The organism is Nocardioides massiliensis, from assembly GCF_030811215.1.
GTDB lineage: Bacteria > Actinomycetota > Actinomycetes > Propionibacteriales > Nocardioidaceae > Nocardioides_A > Nocardioides_A massiliensis.
This window is the reverse complement of record NZ_JAUSQM010000001.1, coordinates 1,681,277-1,708,037: the sequence shown is the minus strand read 5'-3', so window position 1 is coordinate 1,708,037 and position 26,761 is coordinate 1,681,277. Positions and strand designations below refer to the sequence as shown.

Here is a 26,761-nt window from a genome sequence, read left to right as displayed (position 1 = left end):
TGGCGGTGCAGCCAGTTAAGCAAACCATAGTTTGGCTACCTCGTCTCCTCGCCGCGCTGCTCCTCGCGGCTCCCTACCTCTCCGAGGTAGGCCCGCTGGACCTCACCGGAGGCAGCTACCTCGGACGCAGGTCCTTCGAGGACCACCTGGCCGCGCTCGATGACGTACGCCCGGTCAGCAAGCTCCAGGGCGCGGTCGACCATCTGCTCGACCAGGAGGATCCCCACCGGGAGGTGCTCCCGGATCTTCGCGACCGTCTGAAACAGCCGGGTCGTGAGGGCCGGGCTCAGCCCGAGCGAAGGCTCGTCCAGCAAGAGGTAGCGCGGTCGACCGACCAGCGCGCGGGCGAGGGCCACCTGCTGCTGCTCCCCGCCTGACAACAGACCGGCGCGTTGGTGAGCCCGTTCGGCGAGGATTGGGAAGATGTCTCCCAGTACCTCGAACGGGTCGACGTCGGACCGCCCCGCACGCGCGGACCGCCCGAGATCGACATTCTCCTGGACAGTCAGGCTTGCGAAGAGCCGACGGCCCTCGGGCACCATCACGAGCCCGCGACGGGCGCGCGCATGGGCTGATGTGGTCGTGATCGCGTCACCGTCCATCGTGATGGTTCCCGACCGGGCGGTCAGCAACCCGGTCAGCGTGCGGACCAGCGTGCTCTTCCCGGCTCCGTTGGCCCCGACCACCGCGACGACCTCGTCCTGCGCCAGTGTCAGGTCGATGCCGCGTAGAACGTCCACCGACCCGTAGCCGGCGGCGACCCCTCGCGCCTCAAGCATCGGCTCCGCCCTTTCCCTTGATGGTGACGTGACCTTCGCCGAGGTACGCCGTGAGCACCTGTTCGTCCTGCTGCAGACCGGCCGCGTCCCCGTGATAGATCCGTGCGCCGCGTTCCATGCAGGTGACTTCATCCGCGACCCGGATGACCAGGCTCATGTCGTGCTCCACGAGCAGGATCGCGACACCGGAGGCGGCGATCGCCTCGAGCGTGGTGCCGAGCTCGTAGGTCTCCGACGGGTTCAGTCCCGCCGCCGGCTCGTCCAGGATGAGCACCTTCGGGTCGCTCGCCAACGCCCTCGCGAGCTCCACCGCTCGCTGGAGTCCGTAGGGAAGCTCGCCCGTGGGCACCTCAGCATGCTCCTCGATCCCCAACCGACGCAGCAGCTCCATTGCGCGCTCGCGCGCCTCCGCCTCGAGCCTGCGGATTCGGGGAAGCCGCAGGAGCGTGGCGAGGAAGGACTGGCCCAGGCGGGCGTCGAGACCCGACATCACGTTGACGAGAGCCGACTCGCCGTGGAACAGCTGCGGGGTCTGGAAGGTGCGCGCAACCCCGAGGCGGTAGATCTCGTGGGGTGGGAGTCCTGTCGCCTCGGTCCCGAGGATCGAGCTCGACGACCCGCCCTGCATCGGGTAGACGCCCGTGGTCAGGTTGACCAGGGTCGTCTTGCCGGCACCGTTGGGTCCGACGAGCGCGTGAATCGACCCTGCGCGCAGCGTCAGCTGCATGTCGTCGACCGCGATCAGGCCGGAGAACCGGTGGGTGACGTTCGCCAGCTCCATGGCTACGGGGAGCTCGGCAAGCGGCGTCGTGGACGCCTCATGCCGAGCGGCTTCGCGACGGATCGTCGCATCAGCGTCGATTGCCACCTCGGGGTCGGGAGCGGCCTCGGTACGCCGGGACCGCCGGTAGCGCAGCTGCTGGGCCCCGCCGACGATCCCTGACGGAAGAAACACCAGGGTGAGGATCAGCAGAAGACCGGTGAGGCCCTCGTCCGAGAGGAACCAGCTGTCGCTGAGGTTCTCCTGCTGGAACTCGACGAGCGCGTGCATGGCGTTGGAGTGCTCGAGCGTCATCAACACCAGCACACCGACGACCGGGCCGTAGAGCCGGCCAGCCCCCCCGAGGATGACCATGATCACGAGGCTGAGGCTTAGCGTGAACGTGAAGGACTCCGGCTGCAGGTGCGCCTGCAGCTGCGTCTGCATCGTGCCGGCCACGCCGCCGAAGGCTGCGGCTACGGTGAAGACCGCGGTCTTGCGACGGCGGGCGTTGATCCCGATGTGGGAGGCGACGATCTCGTTGGTGGCGATCGCTCGCAGGCTCCGCCCCCACGCCGACTGCGTCAGGTTGCGGTACGCGACGAAGGCGAGCACGACCACGACGGCGACGAGCAGCATGACCAACGGCGATGTGCCGGCGAACAACGGCGGCTCCAGCGCGACCCCTCCGATCGTCACGGGATCGAGCAACGACGTGTCGTGGTTGGAGACGTTCGGGTAGCCGGCGAGCCGACCGAACATCCCGAGCTCGTTGAACAACCGGTGCACCACGATGGCGAAGGCCAAGGTGATCATCGCGACTTGGGGCCCGGACAGGCGGGCTGCGGCAAGCGAGAGGACGGCCCCGGCGCCGGCTGATGCGGCGATCGCCGCCACGATCGCAAGCGGCCACCAGAGCCCGAGGTCGAGCATCGCCCAGGCGCTCAGATAGGCACCGATCGCGACGAACGCGCCCTGACCGAGCGAGACGAGTCCGGCGTACCCGGCCAGCAAGTTCAGTCCGCACGCCGCGATGAGGGCGACGCCGATAGCCCCCATCGACTGACTCCGGGAGATCGTCATCGGGTCGCCGCCGATGCCGGGAACGACCGCAACCGCTGCGATGGTCACGGCAACGAGGAGGACCAGCAGGTCCTTGCGCAGGAGGCTACGTCGGTAGCCGTCGACAGTGGACATCAGACCTTCTCCATCACGACGCGGCCGAGCAGACCCTGGGGGCGCACGGCAAGGACGACCACGGTCAGGACCAGTCCGAGAACTCCTCCGACCGCGGTGCCGAACAGATCCATGGCCACCACCGAGGTGACGCCGTACACCAGTCCTCCGAGCAACGCTCCGGGGATGCTGTCGAGTCCGCCCAGGATCGCCGTGGCGAATCCGGCGACGAGCAGCGACTGCCCTGTGCCTATCGAGAGTCCTACCTCCGCGCTGTACATCACGCCGGCGAGGGCTGCGATCCCCATGGCCAGTGCGTAGGCGCCGAGCGCAACGACAGCGGGGTTGATCCCCATCAAGGACGCGGTCTCGCGGTCCTCGGCGACTGCGCGGAAGATGGTGCCCACGCGCGTGCGTTGGGTGAACCAGGTCAGTGCGAGAGTCACGACGACGGCGAGCACGAGCATGAACAACAGCTGCGTGCTGACGCGCACGCCCGCGATGGCGGTGAAGCCGTCGAACCCGATGTCACCGACCGCTCGGGTGCCGGCACCCTGCGAGTTGCGCAGGAGGTCGAGCATGATCAGTGACAGCCCTGCGGTCGTGAGCAACCACCTGATGTCGTGCGCACCTGAGTTGAACGGACGTACGACCAGGCGCTCGATGATGGCCCCCAGGATGCCGATCGCGACGACCGCGAAGGCCAGTGCGAGCCAGGCGGGCAGGTCGAGGGCGACGAACGCCAGGAAAGCGAACCCGCCTGCGGTGATGAACTCACCCAGCGCGAAGTTCAGGGTGCGGGTCGTCTGGAAGGTCAGGACGAATGCCAGTCCGACCAGGGCGTACAGTCCGCCGATCGTGATGCCGACGAGGACGGAGTCCATGCGTGCTCCTCAGAGGATGGGTGGCCGGGCTGACGCGTGCGCCAGCCCGGCCGCTGGTCAGTCGACCTTGACGACTTCGCCGGACTCGTCGAAGCGGTAGGCGATCCAGTCGTCGGGGGTGAACAGCTCGTGGTCGTCCTCGGCGAAGGGCTGGTCGAACGTCTGGCCGAGGACCTCGACGCTCTCCAGGGACTCCATCGCGTCGCGGACCGCCGTGTAGTCATTGGCGTCGCCGGCCTCCGCCACGGCTGCCGCGTAGGTCAGCGTCGCGGAGTACAACGACCACACCGCGGTGAGGATCAGCGGCTCCTCGCCGTACTCCTCCTCGTAGCGGTCGGTGAGGTCAGTCAGCTCGGGGGCCTGGAAGTCGATCGGAGCGGCGAACACCGTGCCGTCCCACTCCGCCGGCTTCGAGAGCTCGGTGAACGCTGGGTCGAGGATCGTCGCCGTGGCCACGACCTCCGGCTCGTAGCTGACCTGCGCCATGCTCCGCAGCATCGTGGCGTGGTCGGCACCGGTGGTGAACCAGACGATGACGGTGTCGACCCCGTCCCGCCTCAGGGCGTTGACCTGCGCGGTCATCGACGTCGCTCCGGGGTCCACACCCTCGGCCTTCACGAGGTCGAGTCCGTTGTCCTCGGCGTAGGAGCGGACAGCGTCATAACCCGCTTGGCCGAAGCCGTCGGTGCCATAGATCATTCCGACGGTCTTGCCCTCGCCGAAGGCCGTGGCGGCGACGGCCTCGATGTTCTGCGCGTTGTTGTAGTTGGTGCGGAAGGCCCAGTTCGGCTGCGCCGAGTAGTCGATGATCTCGTCGGCTGTCGGGATTCCCGTCATCCACGGCCGCCCGGATCGCTGGATGATCGGCGCGACCTGGAGGGCGACGCCTGAGAGCGAGGGACCGAACAGCACATCGACCTGCTCCTGGTTCAACAGCTCCTGGATCAGGCGCGCCCCCGTCTCGGGCTCGCCCTTGTCGTCACGCTTGACGAGGTCGAAGGTCACGCCGTAGCGCTCCTCCGCTTCGTCCTGCGCCAGCTCGATGCCGCGCTCCAGCTCGGTCCAGTACTGCGAGGCGGGGCTCGTCTTGGGACCGATCACTCCAGCCTTCACGTTCAGGCCGCCGGACGCGGAGTCGCCGCCCATGCCCGAGTCGCTGCACGCCGCCAGCGCACCGCTGAGCAGCACGGCGCTGGACAGCGCCGCCACGATCTTCTTCGTTGACATTCCTGCTCCATCTCTCAGTAACAAACGATCGGTTTGAATCGAGGCCGGGCAGCACCCGAACCGGGCACCGTGCCCGAACCCGGGACGGACTCCTAGAGGGAGATGCCCCCGTCGACCATCAGGGTCTGCCCCTGGATCATGACGTTCTGGGGGGCGGTGATCAGCTCGAGCGCGGCGATGACGTCATCGAAGCCCAGGCCCCGCCCACTGGGATTTGCGGCCGCGGCGCCGTCCAGCCGTGCTTGCGCACTGTCTCCGAACATCGTGCGGAACGCCGGCGTATCCAGCGGCCCCGCTGCGATCGTGTTGGCGCGGACCCCGTGCGGCGCTAGCTCGACAGCGAGATAGCGGATCAGGGCCTCTCCCAAGGACTTGGACGGCCCCAAGGCGACGTACGAAGGCACAACCGAGCGCGCGCCGCGGCTGCTGATGTAGACCACACTGCTGCCACGCTGGAGCACCGGCAGCAACCCCTGGACCAGCGGCACCAGAGAGGTGCCGTTGACCGCGATCGCCTGGGCCAGCAGAGTCGGATCAACCTCGAGCGCTCCCCCGGTGACAGCGAGCGCGGCGCAGTGGACGTAGAGATCGAGCACCTCGGTCTCGCGACGCACGGCTTCGGTCACCGCGCGGACACCGTCCTGCGTCCCTACGTCAGCCTTCACCAGGACCGGACGTCCGCCAGCGGCGGCCACGACCTGCTTCGTCTCCTCGGCAGCACCGTCATTGGCGTGGTAGTTGACGATCACGTCGTGCCCGAGACCTGCCCAGTGCACCGCGATGGCGCGACCGATCCCGGAGGAGCCCCCGGTGACCAGGATGGTCATCGCGCCCCCAGATCGACCTCGTGCACCTCGCCCATGCCGACCGTCAGGCTCACTCCGAACCGTTCGATCATGACCCCGGCGTCGGCGCGCATGGCAGCCCACTCCGGGGACTGCTCGCTGGTCTCGAGGTCCGCCTTCGAGTCGAACACGAGCTCGGCGACCCGATAGAACCCGGACTCGGCACCTTCGAGACCACTGGTCGTGCGCGTCGCCACTAGCTGCCGCATCCCCGGCGCCTTCGCGGCGGCCGGGAGATGAACCTCGGCGTAGTGCTTCTCGAACTCGTCCTCGTCCTCGGCTGACGGTGCGGACCAACAGGCAATGAGCTTGAACATCGCGCCTCCCCACGGGTGACCGGCATCACGTGAAGCCGGATAACCAAACATACAGAAGGTTATCCGTTTTGTGTAGCGCGGATCACATAGCCCGGTCGAGCCGGCAGCTAGCGCCCCGCGCGGTCCCACCCGCGCCGCGGGCTGTGGCTCCCGAGCTGCGTGGTGTCGCGGCTGCGGTAGACGATGTAGGGCCGGGTGACGTAGCCGAGCGGCGCGCTGAAGACGTGGACGAGCCGGGTGAAGGGCCAGATTGCGAAGAGCAGGAACGCCGTCATCGCGTGCAGCTGGAATCCCGGCGGCGCCTCGGCCATCAGCGAGGGGTCGGGCTGGAAGGCGAGGAACTGGCGGTACCAGACCGAGACGCCTTCGCGGTAGTTGTATTCCCCGCCGATGGTGAAGATCGAGCCGGCAATGGTGTTCCACATCCCGAAGACGATGGCCAGGGCGAGGAAGGCGTACATCACCTTGTCCATGACCGTCGTCGCGGAGAAGACCGGTCCGATGGTGCGTCGGCGGTAGATCAGGATGACCATCCCGACGACCGTGAGGATCCCGGCGGCGAGCCCGCCGACGACGGCGATGTAGTGGTAGAGGTGGTCGTCGATCCCGATGGCGTCGGTCCACGAACGCGGAATCAGCAGGCCGATGACGTGGCCGCCGACGACGCCGAGCATCCCGAAGTGGAACAGCGGGCTCCCCCATCGCAGCAGCCGGTCCTCGTAGAGCTGCGAGGAGCGCGTCGTCCAGCCGAACTTGTCGTAGCGGTAGCGCCAGAAGTGGCCGACGACGAAGACGGCCAGGCAGATGTAGGGCACGATCACCCAGAGGAAGACGTCCATCAGCGCGCTCCCGGGAACGACGGCATGGGCAGGGTGACCGGACCCGCTTCGGGTGCGGCCGGGCCGGGGTCGAAGCCCGGTGTGGCGTACGGCGTGAGCCCGACCTCCTCCTCGGGCGGGCCCTCCGCAGCCAGTCGGCGTACGGCGTCCCACTCGTCCTCGCCGAGGGGCGGGAGGGTCGCGCACACGGCGGCGACCGCACCGGCCCAGGGCGAACCGACCTCGGCGAGCGAGATCCGCAGCAGCTCGAGCCCGGCGCGATGATCGAGCATCAGCTGCTTGCCGGTGGCGGCGTCGACGGTTGCGGCGAACTCCAGCACGACGCAGAGGTGGTCGGGGAGCTCGGAGTCGTCGGGGACGAAGCCGGCCTCGAGGTAGGTCTGCTTGAACCGCAGGAGCGCGAGCCCGCGCTTGCGGGTGTCGCCATGGGCGAAGTAGGTGAGGAAGAGGTTGTGCCGACGGCGGGTGTCGAAGGTCTCGACATAGTCCGCCTGCGCCTGGTCCCAGTCGACGTGCTCGAGGTGCTCGAGGGTGGTGCCGAGCGGACCGGCGACCGAGTCGGGCAGCGCCTCGACCGCGCGGCGTACCAACGGCAGTCGCGCCCGCAGGTCGTCGTCGGGGTAGCCGAGCAGCAGCGACGCCGACTGCCACGCCCAGAGCAGCTGCTCGTGCTCGAGGCCGGTCGTCCGCCGACGCCGTGTCGCGAGCCTCATCGGGGGCCTCCTTCGCCCTCGCCCGGGATCGGTCCGTCGGTGCCGCCCGTGAGTCCCGCGGCCGGCCGGTCACCGTCGGCGTCCGGCGGTGGTGGGAAGAGACCCTGCGGCTTGCCCTTGCCGTCCCAGTTGAGCAGGTTGACCCGGTCGCTCTTGCTGTCCGGCGCCGCCAGCGAGTCGGCCGTCTGGCGGTCCTGCAGCATCTGGAAGTTCTCCACCGCGATCGGTGTCGGCATCCCGGATCCCTCACCGAACAGACCCTGCTGGCCCCCGCCGTACTCCGACACCGCGCACTCGGTGCCGATCTCCTCGAGGGAGTGCGCCTGCTCCGCGTGGGCCGGCGGGATCACGTAGCGGTCCTCGTACTTCGCGATTGCGAGGAGGCGGTACATGTCGTACATCTCCTCCTCCGTCATCCCGACGCCGGCGGGAATGGAGCCGTCGGGGTCGCGGCCCATGTTGATGTCGCGCATGTAGGACCGCATGGCGGCGAGCTTCTTCAGCACGCGGTCCACGGGCGCGACGTCGCCGGCGGTGAACAGCTCGGCGAGGTACTCGATGGGGATGCGCAGCGCGTCGATCGCGGCGAACAGGTTGCCCTTGTCCTCGGCGTCGTAGCCGGTCTCGCGCACCACGTCGACCACGGGCGAGAGCGGCGGGATGTACCAGACCATCGGCATGGTGCGGTACTCCGGGTGCAGCGGGAGCGCCACCTTGTAGACGTTGATCAACGCGTGGATCGGCGAGCGCTGCGCGGCCTCGATCCAGTCGCGCGGGATCCCGTCGCGCTCGGCCGCGCGGACGACCTCGGGGTCGTTGGGGTCGAGCAGCACCGAGCGCTGCGCCTCGTAGAGATCGTGGTCGTCGGGCACGGAAGCCGCCTCCAGCACGGCGTCGGCGTCGTAGAGCACGAGACCGATGTAGCGCAGCCGCCCCACGCACGTCTCGGCGCAGACCGTCGGCATCCCCACCTCGATGCGCGGGAAGCAGAAGGTGCACTTCTCCGCCTTGCCGGTGCGGTGGTTGAAGTAGACCTTCTTGTAGGGGCACCCCGACACGCACATCCGCCAACCACGGCAGCGGTCCTGGTCGACGAGCACGATGCCGTCCTCGGAGCGCTTGTAGATCGCACCGCTGGGACAGCTCGCTGCACACGACGGGTTCAGGCAGTGCTCGCAGATCCGCGGCAGGTAGAACATGAAGGTCTGCTCGAACTCGAACTTCACCTTGTCGCCGATCTTCTTCAGCATCGGGTCGTGCTTCGCCGTCGCCGCCGAGCCGCCGAGGTTGTCGTCCCAGTTGGACGACCACGTGACCTTCATGTTCTTGCCGGTCAGCAGCGACTTCGGCCGCGCGACCGGCGTGTGCTCCTGCGCCGGGGCATCGGTGAGGGTGGAGTAGTCGTACGTCCAGGGTTCGTAGTAGTCCTCGATCGAGGGCATCTTCGGGTTGGAGAAGATCGTCGCCAGCTTCTTGAACCGACCGCCGGCCTTCAGGGTCAGCCGGCCACGCTTGGTCAGCGTCCAGCCGCCCTTCCACTCCTCCTGGTCCTCGTAGGTGCGCGGGTAACCCTGCCCGGGGCGGGTCTCGACGTTGTTGAACCACACGTACTCCGTGCCCGATCGGTTGGTCCACGCCTGCTTGCAGGTGACCGAGCAGGTGTGACACCCGATGCACTTGTCGAGGTTCATCACCATCGCCATCTGGGCCATGACCTTCATCGTCAGTACTCCACGTCCTGCGAACGACGACGGATGACCGTCACCTCGTCGCGTTGGTTGCCGGTCGGTCCGATGTAGTTGAACGCCCATGACAGCTGGGCATAGCCGCCGATCAGGTGGGAGGGCTTCACCAGCAGCCGGGTGAGCGAGTTGTGGATGCCGCCCCGCTTGCCTGACGTCTCGGAGAGAGGTACGTCGATGAGCCGGTCCTGCGCGTGGTGCATGTAGACAGTCCCCTCCGGCATGCGGTGGGAGACGATCGCGCGGGCCACCACGACGCCGTTGCGGTTGACCGCCTCGATCCAGTCGTTGTCCTCCACGCCGACCTTGGCCGCGTCCTTGTCGCTCATCCAGATGTTCTGCCCACCGCGGGAGAGCGAGAGCATGAACAGGTTGTCCTGGTACTCCGAGTGGATCGACCACTTGTTGTGGGGGGTCAGGTAGCGCACCGTCACCCCTTCGACCGCCGGCCCGCCGGCATCGGCGACGTCGCCGATGGCGGGCTCGGCGAACAACGCCGCCATGTTGAGCGGTGGTCGGAAGACCGGCAGGTTCTCGCCCAGCTCGGTCATCCAGTCGTGGTCGAGATAGAACGACTGTCGCCCGGTCAATGTGTGCCACGGCTTGAGCCGCTCGACGTTGATGGTGAACGGCGAGTAGCGCCGGCCCCCGGACTCGGACCCGGACCACTCCGGGGAGGTGATCACCGGGACGGGTGCGGCCTGGGTGTCGGCGAAGGTGACCTGTTTGCCCTCGTGCTCGGCGGCCAGGTCGTGCATCTGGTGACCGGTCCGCTTCTCCAGCTGCTTGAATCCCTGCACCGCCAGGTGACCGTTGGTGGTGCCCGACATCGCGAGGATCGCCTCGCACATGTGCACGTCGCGCTCCAGCTTCGGTCGGCCGTCGGCGACCCCACCGCGGACGGCGCCGTTCTTGGCGCGCAGGTAGTCGATCTGCTTGCCGAGCTCGAAGGTCACCCCCTTCGTGGTGGCGCCGAGCTTGTCGAGCAGCGGACCGAGTGCCGTCATCTTCTGGCCGACCGCACCGAAGTCGCGCTCGACCTCGACGAGCTTCGGCATCGTGACGCCGGGCACCGGCTCGCACTCGGCGGGCTTGCCCGGGCGGGCCTTCCAGTCCTTGACGATGCCGTGGGGCGTCGCCATCGCGTCCGGGGTGTCGTGCATGAGGGGTACGGCGACGACGTCGCGCCGGGTGCCGAGCCGCGGGCCGGCGAGCTCGCTGAACTTTGTCGCGATCGCTCGCCAGGCATCCCAGTCGGTGCGTGTCTGCCACGGCGGGGCGATCGCCGGGTTGAACGAGTGCACGAACGGGTGCATGTCGGTGGTGTTGAGGTCGTGCTTCTCGTACCAGGTCGCCGCGGGCAGCACGACGTCGGAGAACAACGTCGTGCTGGTCTGGCGGAAGTCCAGCGTGAGCAGCAGGTCGAGCTTGCCCTCCGGCGCCTCGTCGTGCCACGTGATCTCCTGCGGGCGCAGGTCTTCTGGCGTCTCCGTCGCCCGCACGGACGAGTCGGTGCCGAGCAGGTGCTTGAGGAAGTACTCGTTGCCCTTCGACGACGACCCCAGCAGGTTGGCGCGCCAGATCGAGAGGATCCGGGGGAAGTTCTCCGGGGAGTCCGGGTCCTCGCAGGCGAACGCCAAGGACCCGTCCTTCAGGCCAGCGACCACGTGCTCGGCGGTGCTGGTGCCGGCCGCCGCAGCCTCGTCGGCGAGGTCGAGGGGGTTCTTGTTGAAGGTGGGGTACGACGGCGACCAGCCCAGCCGGGCGCTCTGCGCGATCACGTCGGCGGTGCTGCGGCCGGCCAACTGGCCCTCACCGGTGCGCGCCGAGAGCGTGTCGGCGCCGAACTGGTCGTAGCGGAACTGGTTGGTGTGGAGATACCAGTACGCCGTCTGGATCATGTTGCGCGGCGGACGGTTCCAGTCCAGCGCGTTGGCGACCTGGTTGTAGCCCGTGATCGGACGGACCTTCTCCTGCCCGACGTAGTGCGCCCATCCCCCACCGTTGACGCCCTGGCAGCCGGTGAGGGTCGTGAGGGCGAGGAACGCCCGATAGATCGTGTCGGAGTGGAACCAGTGGTTGGTGCCGGCGCCCATGAGGATCATCGAGCGACCCTTGGACTCCTCCGCGTTCTGCGCGAACTCCCGCCCGATCCGAGCCGCAGCCTCACCGGGCACGCCGGTGAACTGCTCCTGCCAGGCCGGGGTGCAGGGCGACTCGGCGTCGTCGTACCCGCTGGCCCACTGACCGGGTAGACCCGGGCGGCCGACGCCGTACTGCGCGAGCATCAGGTCGAAGACGGTGGTGACGAGGTGACCGTCGACGCGGCGCACCGGCACGCCCCGACGCACCGAACCCGCGGACCCGTCGGGGTTGTCGAAGCGCGGGAGCTCGATCTCCACCGACTCCGCGCCCTCTTCGAGCAGCGACAGTCGCGGGTCCACGTCGCCGAGGTCGAGGTTCCAGCGGCCCTCGCCGTCGGGCCCGAAGCGGTGGCCCAGGGTGCCGTTGGGCACCACCGGCTCACCCGTCGCGCCGTCGACCAGCACGGTCTTGAAGGCGGCGTTCTCGTCGTCGCGGTGCGCCTCGAGGTCGGCGGCGGTGAGGAACTTGCCGGGGCGGTGGAGCGTCTGGTCCCCCTCGGTGACCTCGTCGACCCGCACCAGGAACGGCAGGTCGGTGTAGCGCTTGGTGTAGTCGCGGAAGTACGGCGTCTCGCGGTCGACGAAGAACTCCTTGAGCAGCACGTGCCCCATCGCCATCGCGAGCGCACCGTCGGTGCCGGGATGCGGGGCGAGCCACTCGTCGGCGAACTTCACGTTGTCGGCGTAGTCGGGCGCTACCGCGATCACCTTCTGGCCGCGGTAGCGCGCCTCCGCCATCCAGTGCGCGTCCGGGGTCCGCGTCACCGGCAGGTTGGAGCCCCACATGATCAGGTAGCCCGCATCCCACCAGTCGCCGGACTCGGGCACGTCGGTCTGGTCGCCGAACACCTGGGGCGAGGCCACCGGCAGGTCGGCGTACCAGTCGTAGAAGCTCAGCATCGAGCCGCCGATGAGGTGCAGGAAGCGCGCACCGGAGGCGTGCGAGACCATCGACATCGCCGGGATCGGCGAGAAGCCTGCGACCCGGTCGGGACCCCACTTCGCGATGGTGTGGACGTGGGCCGCCGCGATCATCTCGACCGCCTCGTCCCACGACGCCCGGACCAGGCCACCCTTGCCGCGCGCGGACTTGTAGGCCTTGGCGCGTAGCGGGTTGTCGACGATGTGGGCCCAGGCCTTCACCGGGTCGCCGCCGTGCTGGGACTTGGCCTCGCGATACATCTGCAGCAGCACGCCGCGGATGTAGGGGTAGCGCACCCGCGTCGGGGAGTAGGTGTACCAGGAGAACGCCGCACCGCGCGGGCAGCCGCGGGGCTCGTACTCCGGGGAGTCCGGACCCACCGACGGGTAGTCGGTCTGCTGGGTCTCCCACGTGATGATCCCGTCCTTGACGTAGACCTTCCACGAGCACGAACCCGTGCAGTTGACACCGTGTGTGGACCGTACGACCTTGTCGTGCGCCCACCGGTCGCGGTAGAAGTCGTCGGCCTCGCGCCCGCCCTTCTTGGTGAGCATCCGCCTGTCCTCGGAGACCACGCCCCGGGTGAGGTAGCGACGCGTGCCGACCAGGGCATCGGTGAGGGGCGTGTCCATCCCTGGCGTGCGGGCGGTCTCCTCGGGGTGAGTGGTCACGCAGGCTTCCTCTCCTCGGCGGTACGACGGACGATGGTCACGGTGAGCAGGAGGGTGAGGGCGGCGGTGATCGCCAGGAGCCACAGGCCGATGGCGTAGGAGTCGGTGCGGCCGTAGACGTAGCCCATGATCAGCGGCGGCACGAACCCGCCGAGCCCGCCGGCTGCGCCGACCAGGCCGGTGATGCCGCCCACCCGGGCCGGGTCGCTGACCTGGGCGATGAGCGCGAAGGTGGCACCGCTGCCGGAGCCGAGGGCTGCGGCCATCGCGAGGAAGGCGATGGTGCCGATGCCGTCCAGCGGCGGGGTGCCGGCGGAGATCGCAGCACCCACGACGACGATCGCGAAGCCGACGGCGAGCACGGGGATCGCGCCGAGCTTGTCGGCAAGCCACCCGCCGACGGGGCGCATCAGGACGGCCAGGACGACGAAGCCCGCCATCCGGTTGGACGCGTCGGCCGCGGAGAGGTCGTGGGCGGCGATCAGGTAGGCGGGCAGGTAGACGGAGAAGGCGACGTAGCCGCCGAACGCGACGGCGTAGAGGATGCACGCCTGCCACGTGATGGGCAGCTTCGCCGTGGCGACGATCCGGGCGCCGAGGGGCGTGGTCGGGACGGTGCGGCCGGGCGCGTCGCGCAGGACCACCCAGGCGACGACGGCATAGACCGCCAGCGCGGCCGCGGTGATGAGGAAGGGTGCCTTCGTGCCGAGCCCGTCGTACAGCTTGACGGTCGTGAGTGCGCTGATCGCGGTGCCGCCCATGCCGGCACCGAAGATGCCGACCGCCAGTCCGCGTTGGGCCGGCGGGAACCAGGCGTTGACGAACGGCACGCCGACCGCGAACGCCGTACCTCCGATGCCGAGGAAGAACCCGCCCACCAGCACCAGTGCGTAGGACTCGAGGGCGAAGAACGCCAGGAACAGGACGGGTACGACGGTCGCGGCGGAGACCAGCGGGAACATCACCCGTCCGCCGAGCTTGTCGGTGAAGGCGCCGACGAGGATACGGCCGAGCGAGCCGACGATGACCGGCACCGCCACCATCAGCGAGACGTCGGCCTCGCTCAGGTCACCGAGCGTCCCGTCGCCGCGCCACAGCGGGCCGAGTGGGCTGATCAGCGCCCACGCCCAGAAGTTGATGGCGAAGCCGAGGGTCGCAATGGCCAGCATCAGCCAGGGATTCCCGCTCCGTTGAACGCCTTCTTGGTGTTGTTCGGCCTGCTGGGTCATCCGTGCGCTCCGTCCTCCGGGTGGCGACTGCGCCCACCATGGCACAGGCGGGACGCGGCGTCACGGGTCAACATGCCCCGAATATCCGGGTCCGAAGTCCCTGCGGCCCTCGATGTGCGGCGCGTGGTCGGCGGGGTCCGTGCGGCTCTCGGCGATCTCCAGCAGGTCGTCGCGATCGCCGGAGGGCAGGGGGCCGTGGCGGATCGCCGCGATCAACCGATGGCGATGACGGTCCAGCACCGGCACGAGATCCTCGCGGCCGTTGGCTGTCACATGGTCCTCGAGCATCCGGATCGTCCGCAGCAGTGCGGCCAGCACCTGCGGCTGCTCGGAGGCGCTCTGACGCAGCTGATCGAGCCCGTGGTCGACGTACTCCTCGTGGTCGAGCTCCCACGGACGCAGCAGCACCCGGCCGTCCGGGCCGGCCACGGCGGGCAGGGGAAGGTCGGCGAGCAGGAGCCGGCGGAGCAGTCCCCCGACCCGGAGCACGACCTCGACCGCGGGGTGGGGTCGTTCACCCCCGAGCCGAGCGCCCTTAACCCGACGTTGACGACCTGACGCAGCGCGAAGTCGACGTCCTGCTGCATCGTGCGCGTGTCGGAGACGTCCACGGCCGAGGTGAGCTTCTTTGCGACGCGTTCGGCGTTCTCCGGACGCGGGGCGACGGTGACCAGGAGCTCACCTTCGTGGATGTAGGCACCCGTGCGGGTCTCCAGTCGCAGCGTGCTGTCGGCCGGGATGACCGCGAACGTCTCCTCGCTCGACGCCTGGGTCACCCGACCTCCCCGCCGCGCTCGTACGACGAGGACATCCTCACGGTCCGGGTGGTGCGGCGGGTCCCCCTGCCAGGCCTTCTCACCCGAGCTGGTGCGCCACGGTCACGACGGAGAGGACCACGGCGACTGTCAACGTCAGCGACGGCGCCGGTTCGGCCGGAACCGCGTCCATCTCGCGCAGTGTCACGGCGCAGTAGACGAAGGTGGCGACCAGGAGCCCGATGACGACCTGGCTCAACCGGTCGCGCACGAACGAGCGCATCACCCGCGGCGAGAACTGGCTGCTGGCCAGTTGCAGGCTCACGACCGTCAACGAGAACACCACACCGAGCGTGGTGATCATCGCCCCGTCCAGCGTACTGAGAAGCCACGTGGCGGCGTTGCTGTTGATGCTCAGCGTCACCGGGGTGTCCGTGGCTTCACCCCATGCGTCGTCGAGCCGCGGCACCACCTCGGCCAGCACGAGCCCGCCGAGCACGATCAGCATCGGCAGCTGAAGCAGGCTCTCCCGAAACCGGTAGCGCAACGACGAGAGCCGCATTCCGAGCAGCGGGCTCGACGGCATCCGGACCGCCTGGCAGCGACGGCGTGCCCCTGCCGTACCCAGGATCAGCGCACACCTGCACCTCTCCGCGCCACCGCCCGTCGCGGTCGACGATCCGATGCCGGTGGTCGTGCGGGAGGTGGAGTCGGCGCGTACGGCGCTCGCGACCGCGCCCGCGGGCCGGCTGGTCACCACCGCTGCGGGCGGGATGCGACTGCGGGACTACCTGCCCGCCCGGACCTTCGAGCTCGCCGCGCACTGCCTCGACATCAGCGGCGGAGGTCTGTGCTCTCAGCGGTGACCCCCAGGACGGACAGGCCTTCTTCCGTCACCTGCTCGGTCGCCCTGGCGGGACACATCACCCGATGTTCGAGTGACACTCGACGAACGAAGAACAATGCCGGTCGAGCGAAGCGATGTCCTGAGCTTGTCGAGGGGTCGAGACCCGGGGACTGTCGGTCCTGGGTGGGATGATCTGAACATGCTCACCCACCACGATCACGACCGCACCGGCGCCACCGGTGCGTGCCGTCATGTCGGTGGTCGAGTGCCGGGTGAGGCGTTAGCCGAGACCGGTGTATCGAGACCAGGAGCGGGACTTTCCCTGTCAACCGCGGCCGTCTCGATACACCCCTCACTTCGTTCGGGGCACTCGACGAACCTTCACAACCGGCGAGTGTCGGTGGGCCCTGGGAGACTATGACCATGCTCGATCGAGGCGACCTGGAGAACTTCGGCAAGGCCGAAGCCTGGGAAACGCTGCGCTCGAATCGTGCCATGCGGGACCGGCTTGAGGTCGACGACCTACTGATCGCCAACCACCTCGCCGGGCTCTACGAGAGCCACCAGATCATGGCCGATCACGCGGCGTTCAAGCACGAACCGGAGCGGATGGTGGCGCTGGCCGGTGAGGGTGCACCGATCCTGAGCGAGTACGCCGCCAGCGAGCTGTCCGGACACTTGCGGATCACGCTGCAATCAGCGCGGCAACTGTTGGGTGATGCGATCGAGATCGCCCACCGCCTCCCACGTCTATGGGCACAGATGGTCGAGGGGAAGACCGAGGCGTGGCGGGTCCGGGTGGTGGCAAAGGAGACCCGCACGTTGAGCTTCGAAGCCGCCGCCTGGGTCGATGCGCAGCTCGTGCACGCTCAGCAGAAGCGCAAGCCCAACAACGCCATCCCTCAGCTGGTGGACGAGGCGATCAAGCGATTCGACCTCGAGCTGTTCGCCAAGCGGGAGGAACGTCGGCAGGACGGCCGTGGGGTCTGGTTGGACCCCGACACCTGCCAAGGTTTGTTGCGTGGGGTGCACATGAACCTCGACGCCCCCGACGCTGAGCTGTTGGACCGGACCCTCGACACCATCGCCGCAGGACTCAAGGCCGCTGGCGACACCGATGATCACCAGGCGCGCCGCGCGAAGGCGGTTGGGACGTTGCTCGACCCGCAGCTCGCGATGGACTTCCTCAACGGCACCCTCCCCGGCACCAGCGCGGAAGGGACCACGAATACGAAGGCGCCGGGCACGACGAGCCGGGTCGCGAACATCTACGTCCACTGCACCCTCGCGGACCTCGCGGTGATGACCCGCAGCGACATCGACCACGGGGCGAGCATCGAGAAGCTCGGACCCATCACGCTCACGCGGATGGGCGAATGGCTCACGCGACCTGGGGGCGTCGGATCCGCACGCATCAACGTCCGTCCGGTGATCGACACCAACACCGACCAAGCAGTCGACCAGCACGACCCGCCCGCGTGGATGCGCGAGGCGATGATCCTGCGCCACCCCACCTGCGTGTTCCCCGGCTGCACCACCACCGCCCGAGCCTGCGACGCCGACCACATCGACCCCTACATCCCACTCGACGAAGGCGGACCACCCGGCCAGACGTGTCTGGCGAACCTGGCGCCACTCTGCCGTTCACATCACCGGTTGAAGACCCACATGGGGTGGAGCTACCAGCGCCGGTCAGATGGCACCTATGCCTGGTGTGACCGGTGGGGGCGACCCGTCCGAGACGGTGACGCACCAGGTGAACTCGACGATCTCCGAGTGATTCCCGCACCGTCACCCATCGAGATCTACCTGCACGACTTCCTCATCACCTACGCCGGAACCGGCGGCACCGACCCACCGACCTAACGACCCTGCCCCGACGCCCGCGCCTTCTCGAAACCAGAGAGCGCTGCGCGGGCGTACCGGCATGCCCACACCGCTCAACCAGCGGCAAAGCTGCGCCCGAAACGATGGATCGCCGAACAACACCTTGGCGCGGCACGCCGTCGTAGTGCCGCAACGGGTCGCTGCTGCCAGTGCGCAACGCGTCATCGGGCCGGGTATGGAGATCTATCTCCATGACTCCCTCGTCGTACACCGGGTCAGGCGGCACCGACCCGCCCACCTAGCGATCCCGCCCGACGCCCGCGCTGGTCTCGACGAGCTCGACCAACGACGAGTACCCGACCAAGTACGCCGCGCGGGCGTACCGGTATGCCCACACCCCTCAGCCCTGATCCACCGATGGGTGGAGAGTTGAGCGTGGCGTAGAACGAGAATGCCCTTGCTGGGCGAGAGAATCGGAGTTACCACACACACGATTCCGGGCCGAGCAAGGGACACCTCGTAAGTGAAAGCCTCTCACACGATCAGGCCCGTCTTCGATGATCCGAACTTGGTGTCGGCCGCAGGTCTGGTTCCGGCGCTTCGGTTGGCCGAGTCGGCCGGCCTGCACGATCTCCTCGCGCAGCGACTGACGGTGCCTTCGCCGAATGCGGCGACGAAGGCGACCAGCGTGGTGGGCGGGATGCTCGCGGGCGCAGACAGCATCGATGACCTGGACCTACTCCGGCACGGCGGGATGGGTCGGCTGTTCGGCGGGGTGCGGGCACCCTCCACGCTGGGCACGTTCCTACGTTCCTTCACCCACGGGCACGTGCAGCAGCTCGACGCGGTCGGTGGCCGGCTCCTGGCCGGCCTCGCCGACCGGGTTCCAGGACTGGTCGCTGGCGGCGATGCCGCTGAGGAGACCGCGTTCATCGATGTCGATGACACGATCCGCGAGGTCCACGGCTATGCCAAGCAAGGCGCCGCCTACGGCTACTCCCGGGTGCGGGGGCTGAACATCCAGCTCGCCACGGTCTCCACGCCGTTGAGCGCGCCCGTGATCGCTCGGGCACGGCTACGCAAGGGCAACACCGCGTCCGCAGCGGGTGCCGGCCGGCTGCTGGCCCAGGCCATCGGCACCGCCCGTGCATCGGGCGTGAAGGGCCCGATCCTGTGCCGGGCCGACTCGGCCTACTACGGATGGGCCTTCGTCGGGACCGCGATCCGCGCGAAGACCTGGTTCTCCGTGACCGCCCGGATGACCCCCAGCGTGAGCGCCGCAATCACCGGCATCGACCAAGAAGCATGGACACCGATCAAGTATCCGAACGCGATCTGGGAGGAGACAGAGCAGCGCTGGATCTCCGACGCGGAGGTCGCCGAGGTGGCCTTCGTGGCGTTCACCGGCCGCCGCAAGGCCGAGCACGTGGCCTGCCGGCTGGTTGTGCGCCGGGTCAAGCGGCTCCAGGCCCTCGCCGGCGACGGCACCGAACAAGGTGAGCTGTTCGCCAGCTACCGGCACCACGCGTTCATCACCAACTCCACCCTCGACATCGTTGAGGCAGACCAGGCTCACCGTGACCACGCGATCGTCGAGCAGGTCATCGCCGAACTCAAGGACGGCGCCCTGGCGCACCTGCCGTCGGGGAAGTACGCGGCGAACGCCGCGTGGGTCGCGCTCGCAGTGATCGCGTTCAACATCGCCCGTGCCACCGCCGTCGCCGCCAACATGGCCAAGGTCCGATGGGCGACCCTGCGCAAGCGGATCATCAACATCCCCGCCCGGATCGCGGCCACCGGCCGCCGACTCATCCTGCACCTCCCGATCCGATGGCCCTGGGCAGAGCAGTGGGACACCCTCCACGCGCTCGCGACCGGACCACCAACACCCGCCACGACGTGACCATCCAGCCCAGCACGGGCGCAACCGAGGACCCTGAAGTGGAAGAACCGGCGTAGACCGGCAGGTCCCGCACGCCCACGACGCCGCGATACCCGCCAGCGCCGAGAACGACCACTACAGAAACAACGTCGGTGGATCAGGGCTCAGTCAGCGGCAACCTGCCCGGGGAACGACCGATCGCCGAACAACACCTTCGTCGCAGCAGCGCGACCCGGCGCGGTGCGCAGGCCGACGAATGCTGCCTCGGCGAGTGCCGACGTACGCACCGCCGCGAGCCCGCGTCGCATCGTGAGCCGGCCGCGGAACTTCGCGCGCAGCGGGGCGCCGTCGTAGTGCCGCAGCGGGTCGCTGCTGCCGGTGCGCAGCGCGTCGTCGAGCACGTCGACCGCCCGATCCGACAGCCGCAGACACGGGTCGAGGCCGCCGGCGGTCAGCGGTGAGACCGCTCCGGCAGCGTCCCCCACCAGCAGCCCGCACGGCGAGGCGATCCGGCGCAGCACGCCGCCCACCGGGATCGGCCCGCCGCGGCGCTCGACCTCCCCCACCGCTACCAGCGGCGCGAGTTCGCCAAGACCACTGGCGAACCGCGACAGGGCCGCACGCATGCCGTCGGGGTACCGGGCGGCGTACCCCGCAACCCCGACGTGGGCGTGCCGGCCGTCGTCGACGACCCACGCCAGGTAGCCCGGCGCGAGCCGCGGGTCCACGACGCAGTGGAACGTCGGCGGGCCGGCGTGCGACTCGATCGCGAACACCTCCTCCGCCCCGACCAGCATGCGCTCGTTGCGGTCGAGCCCGAGGTCGGCGGCGACCCGGGACCGCGCGCCGTCGGCGCCCACGACGTACGTCGCCCGCACCTGCCGTACGCCGCCCGGACCGTCCAGCACCGCGTCGGCACCGGCACGCCCGACGTAGCGGGTGCCGAGCACCACCTCCACACCCGCGGTGGTGGCCTCGGCGACGAGGTGGCGGTAGAGACCGGCCATGTCGCCGACGCGGTACTCGTCGCGGTCGCTCTCGAGGGCAACCGGCCGGCGCAACGACGGTGGGTAGAGCACGACCCGCCGGATGGGTGGCCCGAGCAGGTCGTCGGGCAGGGCGTAGTCGTCGAGGGTCTTGCGCACGAAGATCCCGGTCGTGCGGATGGCCGCCCCGAGGTCGCGGCGACGGTCGACCAGGACGACCTCGTGGCCACGCCGGCCGAGCTCGATCGCGACGTGCAGCCCAGCGAGCCCGGCACCGACGACCAGGACGTCGGCCCTCATGGCTCGAAGCGCAAGATGTCGCCCGGCTGGCACTCGAGCACCTCGCAGATCGCCTCGAGCGTGCTGAACCGCACCGCCTTCGCGCGCCCGTTCTTGAGCACCGCGAGGTTGGCCGGCGTGATGCCCACGCGCTCGGCCAGGACGCCGACCGGCATCTTGCGGCGCGCGAGCATGACGTCGATGTCGACGATGATCGGCACTCAGATCACCTCGTCGAGCTCGGCCTGCATGGCCCGAGCCTCGGCGTCGCGCGCGACCGCCTGGGCGAGGAGCATCCGCATCACCAGGACGATGAGCGCGATGCCGGCGACCACCCCGCCGGCCCCACCGATCAGCAGCACCATGCCCGGCGCCACCTCCTCGCCCGGCGCGAGCACGAAGCCGAGCGCGAAGAATAGCCCGGCCCCCACGGCGATCGCCACGATGATCGCGTCGACGAAGCGGAAGGACGCGGGGGTGAACACCGTCCCGCGGCGCACCATCGTGAGCAGCCGCCAGACGCAGACCGCGCAGACCTGGAGCACGACGACCAGGCAGAAGGCGATCGCGACGAGGGGGAACCACAGCCGGGTCAGCTCGCCACCCTCCCCACGCAGATCGGCGGCCGCCAGCGGGATCATCACTGCCTGGACGAACACCGAGCCAAGCAATGCCAGCACCAGGACGGTGCGCAGCGCACCGATCACCCATCGATTCATTCGCGATGCCTTCCTATCGAATTTCGATAGGACTCTATCGCAGGTCGATCAGGTGCGGTACTCCATGTCGGCTTCGATGTCCCCGCTGGCCGGCAGCGGGTGCAGCTGCAGATGGGGGGCCGCCCGCAGCGCCGACCGCACGCGCCACACGTCGGGGAAGAGCGCCAGGAGCGTGCCGTCCCGCCGCTCGAGCACCTCAGCACCGCGGATGCCGCGCACCTCGTCGGCCTGCTCCGGCTCAACGCGCCGGGCCACGGTGTAGCCGAGCTGCTCGAGCCGCACGGCGGCGCCGAACTCGGCCTCCATCCGCGCCACCACGACCTCGAACTGCATCGGTCCGACGGCAGCGAGGATCGGGTTGTGGTCACCGCGCGCCGGGGAGCGCAGCACCTGGACGACCCCCTCCTCGTCGAGCTGGCTGATCCCGCGCCGGAACTGCTTCCAGCGCTGGGTGTCCGTGACGCTGGCGGCCGCGAAGTGCTCGGGCGCGAAGCTCGTGATCGGCGGGTAGCGCACGGGCCGGCCGGCATAGATCGTGTCGCCGACGAGCAACGCCGAGGCGTTGACCAGGCCGACGACGTCACCGGGCATCGCTCGGTCGACCACCACCCGCTCGCGGCCGAAGACCGCTTGGGCGTACTTCGTGGCGAACGGCCGTCCGGTCGTCCCGTGCGTGGCGACCATGCCGCGCTCGAAGACCCCCGAGCACACGCGCACGTAGGCGAGCCGGTCGCGGTGCGAGGCGTCCATCCCCGACTGCACCTTGAACACATACGCGCTGAAGTCGTCGTCGACCGCGCGCTCACCACCGTCGATGGTCGGCGTCGGCGCTGGCGCAGGTGCGATGTCGACCAGCAGGTCGAGCAGGGTGGACACCCCGAAGTTCGACAGGGCGGAGGCGAACAGCACCGGCGTCGTGCGCCCGGCGCGGTAGGCCGCCAGGTCGTGGTCGGCCCCGTCGGCGCTCAGCAGCTCGTCGCCCTCGACGGCCTCGTGCCAGTCCTGGCCCTCGGCCGCGGCCGCCGCGTCGGGCTCGAGGTGCTCCTCGGGCGCGCGGGTCGCGCCACCGGCCGTGCGGGTGTAGCGGATGTAGCGACCCGTACGCCGATCGAGCACGCCGCGGAAGTCGCCGGCGATGCCGACCGGCCAGGTCAGCGGGGTGGGCCGCAGGCCGATGCGCTGCTCGATCTCGTCCATCAGCGCGAACGGGTCGAGCCCGGGTCGGTCCCACTTGTTGATGACCGTGATGACGGGCAGCCCGCGCTGGGCGCACACGCGGAACAGCTTGAGCGTCTGGGGCTCCAGACCCTTGGCGGCGTCGACGAGCATCACCGCGGAGTCGACCGCGCTGAGCACGCGGTAGGTGTCCTCGGAGAAGTCCGCGTGGCCGGGGGTGTCGACGAGGTTGATCACGTGGTCGCCGTACGCGAACTGCAGCGCCGCTGAGGTGATGGAGATGCCGCGGGCCTGCTCCATGTCCATCCAGTCCGACACGGTGCCCTTGCGGCCGGCCTTGCCGTGGGTGGCGCCGGCCCGCGAGATCACCTCGGCATGCAGCGCGAGCGCCTCAGTGAGCGTGGACTTGCCGGCGTCGGGGTGGCTGATGACGGCGAAGGTACGACGGGGCCGGGTGTCGGGGAGGTCGGGCACTGCTCCGACTCTACTGGGACCTCAGGCAGCACCCCGGCGCAGCCGACGGGCGGCGCGGACGGCACCCCACCCGGCCAGCACCCACGGGCCCGCGACGATCACCGGGTCGAGCCACTGGTGCTTGACGTCGGCCCGATTGCGCCCGAACCTCGAGGAGATGCCGTGCCGACGCGGCTCGCTGAGGATCCCGGTCTCGGTGATGGGGTTGTCGGGTCGTCCGCGCAGTGCCGAGGTGACGGCGCTCTCGACCATGTCGACGCGGTCACCGAGCATCAGCAACAGCCAATGCGCGGCGCGGGCCTCGCTGTAGCGGGCGTACGCCGCCTTGCGGATCACCCCCGACAACCCCTTGGGCGGGCAGCTCGTGCCGAAGGCCGGCGTGAGGCGCATGTGCTCGATGGAGCGCTCCCGCGGCCAGCGCTCCTCCTGCTGCTCGGGCAATGTCCAGTGCGCGCCGGGAGCCGGCTCGGGGTCCCGCATCCGCGGCACTGAGGGCCGGTCGGCGGGATCGAGGTCGACACCCCACCCGGGGATCCGGGCGCGCAGCTCCTCGCTGCTGGGGACGAGGTCGGGCTTGGCGGCGGTGTAGGGCATGGGGTCCTCCGGCGTACGACGGGAGCGGTCGGTCAGGCGGCGTCGTTGACGATGATCGGCTTGATGCAGTCGTCGAGCTTGGCCGAGAACATGTGGTAGCCCTCGGCGATGTGCTCCAGCGGGATCCGATGGGTGATGATCTCGCTGGGGTTGAGGTAGCCGTTGCGCACGTGCTCGAACAGCCGCGGCCACTGGCGCTTCACCGGGCACTGGTTCATCCGCAGCGTCAGCCCCTTGTTGAGCGCGTCGCCGAACTTCACCGCGCTGAACAGCGGCCCGTAGGCGCCCACGACCGAGACCGTGCCGCCCTTGCGGGCCGCGTCGATCGCCCAGTTGAGCGCGACCGGCGAGCCGCCCTGCATCTTGAGCTTGGCCGAGGTGACGTGCTGCAGGAGGTTGCCGTCGGCCTCCGCACCCACGGCATCGATGACCGCGTCGGCGCCGAGCCCCTCGGTCAGCCGCTTGAGCAGGACGACGATGTCGTCGTGCTCGGCGAAGTTGTAGGTCTCGGCATGGGCGAAGTCGCGTGCCTTGGCGAGCCGGTAGTCGAGGTGGTCGATGACGATCACCCGCCCCGCTCCCATGAGCCACGCGGACTTCGCCGCGAACAGCCCGACCGGGCCGGCGCCCAGGACCACTACGACGTCACCCTCGACGATGTCGCCGAGCTGAGCGCCGAAGTAGCCGGTCGCGACCGCGTCGGTGAGCAGCGCCGCGTCGTCCTCGCTCATCCAGTCCGGGATGAGGCTGGGCCCGACGTCGGCGAACGGCACCCGCACGAACTCCGCCTGCCCGCCGTCGTACCCACCGGTCGTGTGCGAGTAGCCGTAGATCGAGCCCACGGCCGTCGCGTTGGGGTTGACGTTATGGCTGTTGGAGTAGAGCCCGCGGGCGCAGAAGTAGCAGGTGCCGCAGAAGATGTTGGACGGCACCATGACCTTGTCGCCGACCTTCAGGTGCTGCACCGACGGTCCGACCTCGTGGACCACGCCGACGAACTCGTGGCCGAACGTGTGGCCGATCCCGTGGTCGAGGCGCAGCATGCGGGTGCGGTACCGCGCCGCCACGACGTCATACGTTCCGGGACCTATTGCTTCGGGGGCGTATGACGTCCGGGAGAATCGCGGCGTGCAGAACGTCTGGGTGGTGGCCGACGACACCGACCGCGAGGGCGGGTACGTCGTCGAGCGGCTGCGCGAGGTCGCGCAGCGCGTCTCCTACGTCGACCGCGACGAGCTGACCGGCGAGGCGCTGGGTGCCGCCGACGACCTGGTGCTGCTGCTCGGCTCGGTCCGCTCGGCCCACGACCCGGCGCAGGCAGCCGTCGTCGAGGCGGAGGCGGCGACGATCGGCGCGAGCCTCGATGCCGGCGTACCGGTGCTGGGGATCTGCTACGGCGCGCAGCTGCTCGCCCGCGCACTCGGCGGGACGTCGTACCGGGGCCCGCGCCTGGAGATCGGCCTGATCGAGGTCGAGACCGACGACCCCACCCTCTGCCCGCCCGGACCGTGGGCGCAGTCGCACAGCGACGTCTTCGTCGCGCCCCCGACCTCACGGGTGCTGGGCCGCACGGACGTCGGCCCCCAGGCAATCGCCGACACCTCCCGCGCCGCGCGGGCGCTGGCGTGGCAGTTCCACCCCGAGGTCGTGCCGACGACGTTCGCACGGTGGGCTCGGGGTGACGCGGAGGCCGCACGCGCGATCGGTGTCGACGCCGAAGCAGTCATCGCCGAGGTCGCCGCCGCCGCATCCGCCAGCCGCGAGCGCGCCCGACTGCTCACCGACGCCGCAGTCTCCTGGCTGACCGCTAGAGCTTGAACCGCCCCGCGAACGCCCGCAGCGGCAGGTCGTTGCTGGTGACGATGCCCGGCGGCGCGGCGACCACCGAGCGGATCGCGTGCAGCGCGGGCATGCCGGTCACCGTCATCCCGAGGCTCGCGAACTGCGACGGGTCGGACAGGTCGACGCCGGCCGCCGGGAAGACCATGTGCTTGTTGTAGATGAACGGGTCGCCCTTCACCTGCGTGATGTAGCAGCCCTTGATGTCCCACGACGGGTCGGTGTGGGGCGTCATCTGCCACTCGAGGTGGGTCTCGACGCGCGCGACGCCGTCGAGCATCCCGACGTACTTCACGTAGGACCCGCCCAGTGATCCCTTCGGCAGCTGGTACCACCCCAGGTCGACGTCCTTCGTGCACGCGCCGAGCTCGGCCTCGAAGACCACCTCGTCCAGCTCGAGCCCGAACGCCTCGGCCTTGAGGTAGACAGCGTCGGCGAAGACCTCGGTGTATTTCCGCAGCATTCCCGGCAGCTCGGGGTCGTCGACCGGTCGGCCGTAGCCCACCTCGCGCCAGGTGTCGGCCGAGTGGTGGCAGGACACGTCGACCGACTCGATGGTGGTGACGTTCTCGATGTCGGCCACGTCGGCGGTGCAGGCGATCCCGATGATCTGGTTGACGCCGGGGTTCATCCCCGTGCCGTAGAACGTCGACCCACCCTTGAGGCAGGCCTCCTGCAGGACCTCGCTCGTACGCCGCCCCGACGGGTGCGGGTGGTTGGTGTCGCGGTGGAAGCCGGTGATCCAGTCGGCGGTGGTGACGACGTTGATGCCCGCCTCGAGCACCTGCACGTAAAGGTCCTCGTCGGGGAAGACGCCGTGGAACGTCACCACGTCCGGGCGCGCCGCGATGATCTCCTCGACCGTCCCGGTGGCCGTGATGCCGAGCGGGCCGATCCCGGCGAGCTCGCCCACGTCCTTGCCGATCTTGTCGGGGGTGTAGCAGTGCACGCCCACGAGCTCGAGGTCGGGGTGGGGGCCGAGACGCTTGATCATCTCGGAGCCGACGTTGCCGGTGGCGACCTGGAAGATCCGGATCGGGCGGGTGGACGGGGACATGGCGACTCCTCGCGCTGGCGGTCCGCAGAATGTATGTTCTGCGTCACAGAATCTCCGTTCTGCCCTACCCGGTCAAGC

At 69.3% G+C, this 26,761-nt stretch carries 23 protein-coding genes and 1 pseudogene; 4 read left to right on the top strand and 20 right to left on the bottom strand.

Translation table 11 applies throughout. The features are described 5' to 3' along the window. Positions 1-35: 35 nt before the first annotated feature. From J2S59_RS08455 to J2S59_RS08395, 13 genes and pseudogenes are all read right to left on the bottom strand, one after another. Positions 36-779 carry an ABC transporter ATP-binding protein gene (locus tag J2S59_RS08455; RefSeq protein ID WP_068117909.1) on the bottom strand — a complete coding sequence of 248 codons (744 nt, stop codon included), beginning with the start codon at positions 777-779 and terminating at the stop codon, positions 36-38. Next, on the bottom strand, positions 772-2,736 hold the full coding sequence (locus J2S59_RS08450; protein WP_068117913.1) for a branched-chain amino acid ABC transporter ATP-binding protein/permease: 1,965 nt from the start codon (positions 2,734-2,736) through the stop codon (positions 772-774). Before J2S59_RS08450 ends, J2S59_RS08455 begins: the two co-directional genes overlap by 8 nt. Beyond that, positions 2,736-3,599 carry a branched-chain amino acid ABC transporter permease gene (locus J2S59_RS08445; protein WP_068117915.1) on the bottom strand — a complete coding sequence of 288 codons (864 nt, stop codon included), beginning with the start codon at positions 3,597-3,599 and terminating at the stop codon, positions 2,736-2,738. Before J2S59_RS08445 ends, J2S59_RS08450 begins: the two co-directional genes overlap by 1 nt. Before the next feature lie 57 nt (positions 3,600-3,656). Then, positions 3,657-4,826 carry an ABC transporter substrate-binding protein gene (locus J2S59_RS08440; protein WP_068117919.1) on the bottom strand — a complete coding sequence of 390 codons (1,170 nt, stop codon included), beginning with the start codon at positions 4,824-4,826 and terminating at the stop codon, positions 3,657-3,659. A gap of 92 nt (positions 4,827-4,918) precedes the next feature. Then, the gene (locus J2S59_RS08435; protein WP_068117923.1) at positions 4,919-5,653 is read right to left on the bottom strand and encodes an SDR family oxidoreductase; all 735 of its coding nucleotides are present in this window, start codon (positions 5,651-5,653) and stop codon (positions 4,919-4,921) included. Continuing rightward, the gene (locus tag J2S59_RS08430; protein WP_068117926.1) at positions 5,650-5,988 is read right to left on the bottom strand and encodes an EthD family reductase; all 339 of its coding nucleotides are present in this window, start codon (positions 5,986-5,988) and stop codon (positions 5,650-5,652) included. Before J2S59_RS08430 ends, J2S59_RS08435 begins: the two co-directional genes overlap by 4 nt. A 107-nt stretch (positions 5,989-6,095) precedes the next feature. Continuing rightward, positions 6,096-6,827 (bottom strand): respiratory nitrate reductase subunit gamma, encoded by a 732-nt coding sequence (gene narI / locus J2S59_RS08425; RefSeq protein ID WP_068117931.1) that lies wholly within the window; start codon positions 6,825-6,827, stop codon positions 6,096-6,098. Then, complete coding sequence (gene narJ, locus J2S59_RS08420; protein ID WP_068117933.1) at positions 6,827-7,540, bottom strand: nitrate reductase molybdenum cofactor assembly chaperone; 714 nt, start codon at positions 7,538-7,540, stop codon at positions 6,827-6,829. Before narJ ends, narI begins: the two co-directional genes overlap by 1 nt. After that, entirely contained in the window at positions 7,537-9,261 is a 1,725-nt protein-coding gene (gene narH / locus J2S59_RS08415; RefSeq protein ID WP_306825008.1) for a nitrate reductase subunit beta, read from the bottom strand. Before narH ends, narJ begins: the two co-directional genes overlap by 4 nt. 2 nt (positions 9,262-9,263) lie before the next feature. Continuing rightward, positions 9,264-12,980: a nitrate reductase subunit alpha gene (locus J2S59_RS08410; RefSeq protein WP_068119385.1), complete on the bottom strand. Its 3,717-nt coding sequence runs from the start codon at positions 12,978-12,980 to the stop codon at positions 9,264-9,266. Between the two features lie 35 nt (positions 12,981-13,015). Further along, positions 13,016-14,188: an MFS transporter gene (locus tag J2S59_RS08405; protein ID WP_306825007.1), complete on the bottom strand. Its 1,173-nt coding sequence runs from the start codon at positions 14,186-14,188 to the stop codon at positions 13,016-13,018. A 120-nt stretch (positions 14,189-14,308) separates the two neighbouring features. Beyond that, positions 14,309-15,045, bottom strand: a pseudogene (locus tag J2S59_RS08400) (DUF2254 family protein); the annotation flags it as partial. A 58-nt stretch (positions 15,046-15,103) separates the two neighbouring features. Further along, positions 15,104-15,565, bottom strand: coding sequence for a DUF2254 family protein (locus tag J2S59_RS08395; protein ID WP_181642409.1), 462 nt, complete (start codon positions 15,563-15,565; stop codon positions 15,104-15,106). 121 nt (positions 15,566-15,686) lie between these two features. On the opposite strand from J2S59_RS08395, the gene J2S59_RS08390 reads away from it, so the two are divergent. The 3 genes from J2S59_RS08390 to J2S59_RS08380 all read left to right on the top strand — a co-directional run bounded on the left by J2S59_RS08390 (position 15,687) and on the right by J2S59_RS08380 (position 19,580). Further along, positions 15,687-15,869: a hypothetical protein gene (locus J2S59_RS08390; RefSeq protein ID WP_068123137.1), complete on the top strand. Its 183-nt coding sequence runs from the start codon at positions 15,687-15,689 to the stop codon at positions 15,867-15,869. 404 nt (positions 15,870-16,273) lie between these two features. After that, a complete protein-coding gene (locus tag J2S59_RS08385; RefSeq protein ID WP_306825006.1) occupies positions 16,274-17,716 on the top strand; it encodes an HNH endonuclease signature motif containing protein in 1,443 nt (480 codons plus the stop codon). Between the two features lie 484 nt (positions 17,717-18,200). After that, positions 18,201-19,580, top strand: a complete 1,380-nt coding sequence (locus J2S59_RS08380) for an IS1380 family transposase (protein WP_370871479.1) — start codon at positions 18,201-18,203, stop codon at positions 19,578-19,580. A gap of 143 nt (positions 19,581-19,723) precedes the next feature. Here J2S59_RS08380 and J2S59_RS08375 read toward each other — a convergent pair whose 3' ends face one another. From J2S59_RS08375 to J2S59_RS08350, 6 genes are read right to left on the bottom strand one after another with little or no spacing between them, the layout of a single operon-like run. Next, positions 19,724-20,845 (bottom strand): NAD(P)/FAD-dependent oxidoreductase, encoded by a 1,122-nt coding sequence (locus tag J2S59_RS08375; RefSeq protein ID WP_068117257.1) that lies wholly within the window; start codon positions 20,843-20,845, stop codon positions 19,724-19,726. Continuing rightward, positions 20,842-21,045: a helix-turn-helix domain-containing protein gene (locus J2S59_RS08370; protein WP_068117260.1), complete on the bottom strand. Its 204-nt coding sequence runs from the start codon at positions 21,043-21,045 to the stop codon at positions 20,842-20,844. Before J2S59_RS08370 ends, J2S59_RS08375 begins: the two co-directional genes overlap by 4 nt. Further along, positions 21,046-21,543: a DUF2975 domain-containing protein gene (locus J2S59_RS08365; RefSeq protein ID WP_068117264.1), complete on the bottom strand. Its 498-nt coding sequence runs from the start codon at positions 21,541-21,543 to the stop codon at positions 21,046-21,048. 48 nt (positions 21,544-21,591) lie between these two features. Further along, the gene (locus J2S59_RS08360; RefSeq protein ID WP_068117267.1) at positions 21,592-23,193 is read right to left on the bottom strand and encodes a peptide chain release factor 3; all 1,602 of its coding nucleotides are present in this window, start codon (positions 23,191-23,193) and stop codon (positions 21,592-21,594) included. 21 nt (positions 23,194-23,214) lie between these two features. Next, on the bottom strand, positions 23,215-23,787 hold the full coding sequence (locus tag J2S59_RS08355; RefSeq protein ID WP_068117270.1) for a hypothetical protein: 573 nt from the start codon (positions 23,785-23,787) through the stop codon (positions 23,215-23,217). Positions 23,788-23,819: 32 nt separating this feature from the next. Further along, on the bottom strand, positions 23,820-24,830 hold the full coding sequence (locus J2S59_RS08350) for a zinc-binding dehydrogenase (RefSeq protein WP_181641534.1): 1,011 nt from the start codon (positions 24,828-24,830) through the stop codon (positions 23,820-23,822). Between the two features lie 85 nt (positions 24,831-24,915). On the opposite strand from J2S59_RS08350, the gene J2S59_RS08345 reads away from it, so the two are divergent. Next, positions 24,916-25,605 carry a type 1 glutamine amidotransferase gene (locus J2S59_RS08345; protein ID WP_306825005.1) on the top strand — a complete coding sequence of 230 codons (690 nt, stop codon included), beginning with the start codon at positions 24,916-24,918 and terminating at the stop codon, positions 25,603-25,605. Here J2S59_RS08345 and J2S59_RS08340 read toward each other — a convergent pair. Continuing rightward, positions 25,595-26,683, bottom strand: a complete 1,089-nt coding sequence (locus J2S59_RS08340) for an NAD(P)H-dependent amine dehydrogenase family protein (RefSeq protein ID WP_068121440.1) — start codon at positions 26,681-26,683, stop codon at positions 25,595-25,597. The two genes, J2S59_RS08345 and J2S59_RS08340, sit on opposite strands and share 11 nt — an antisense overlap. Positions 26,684-26,761: the final 78 nt, after the last annotated feature.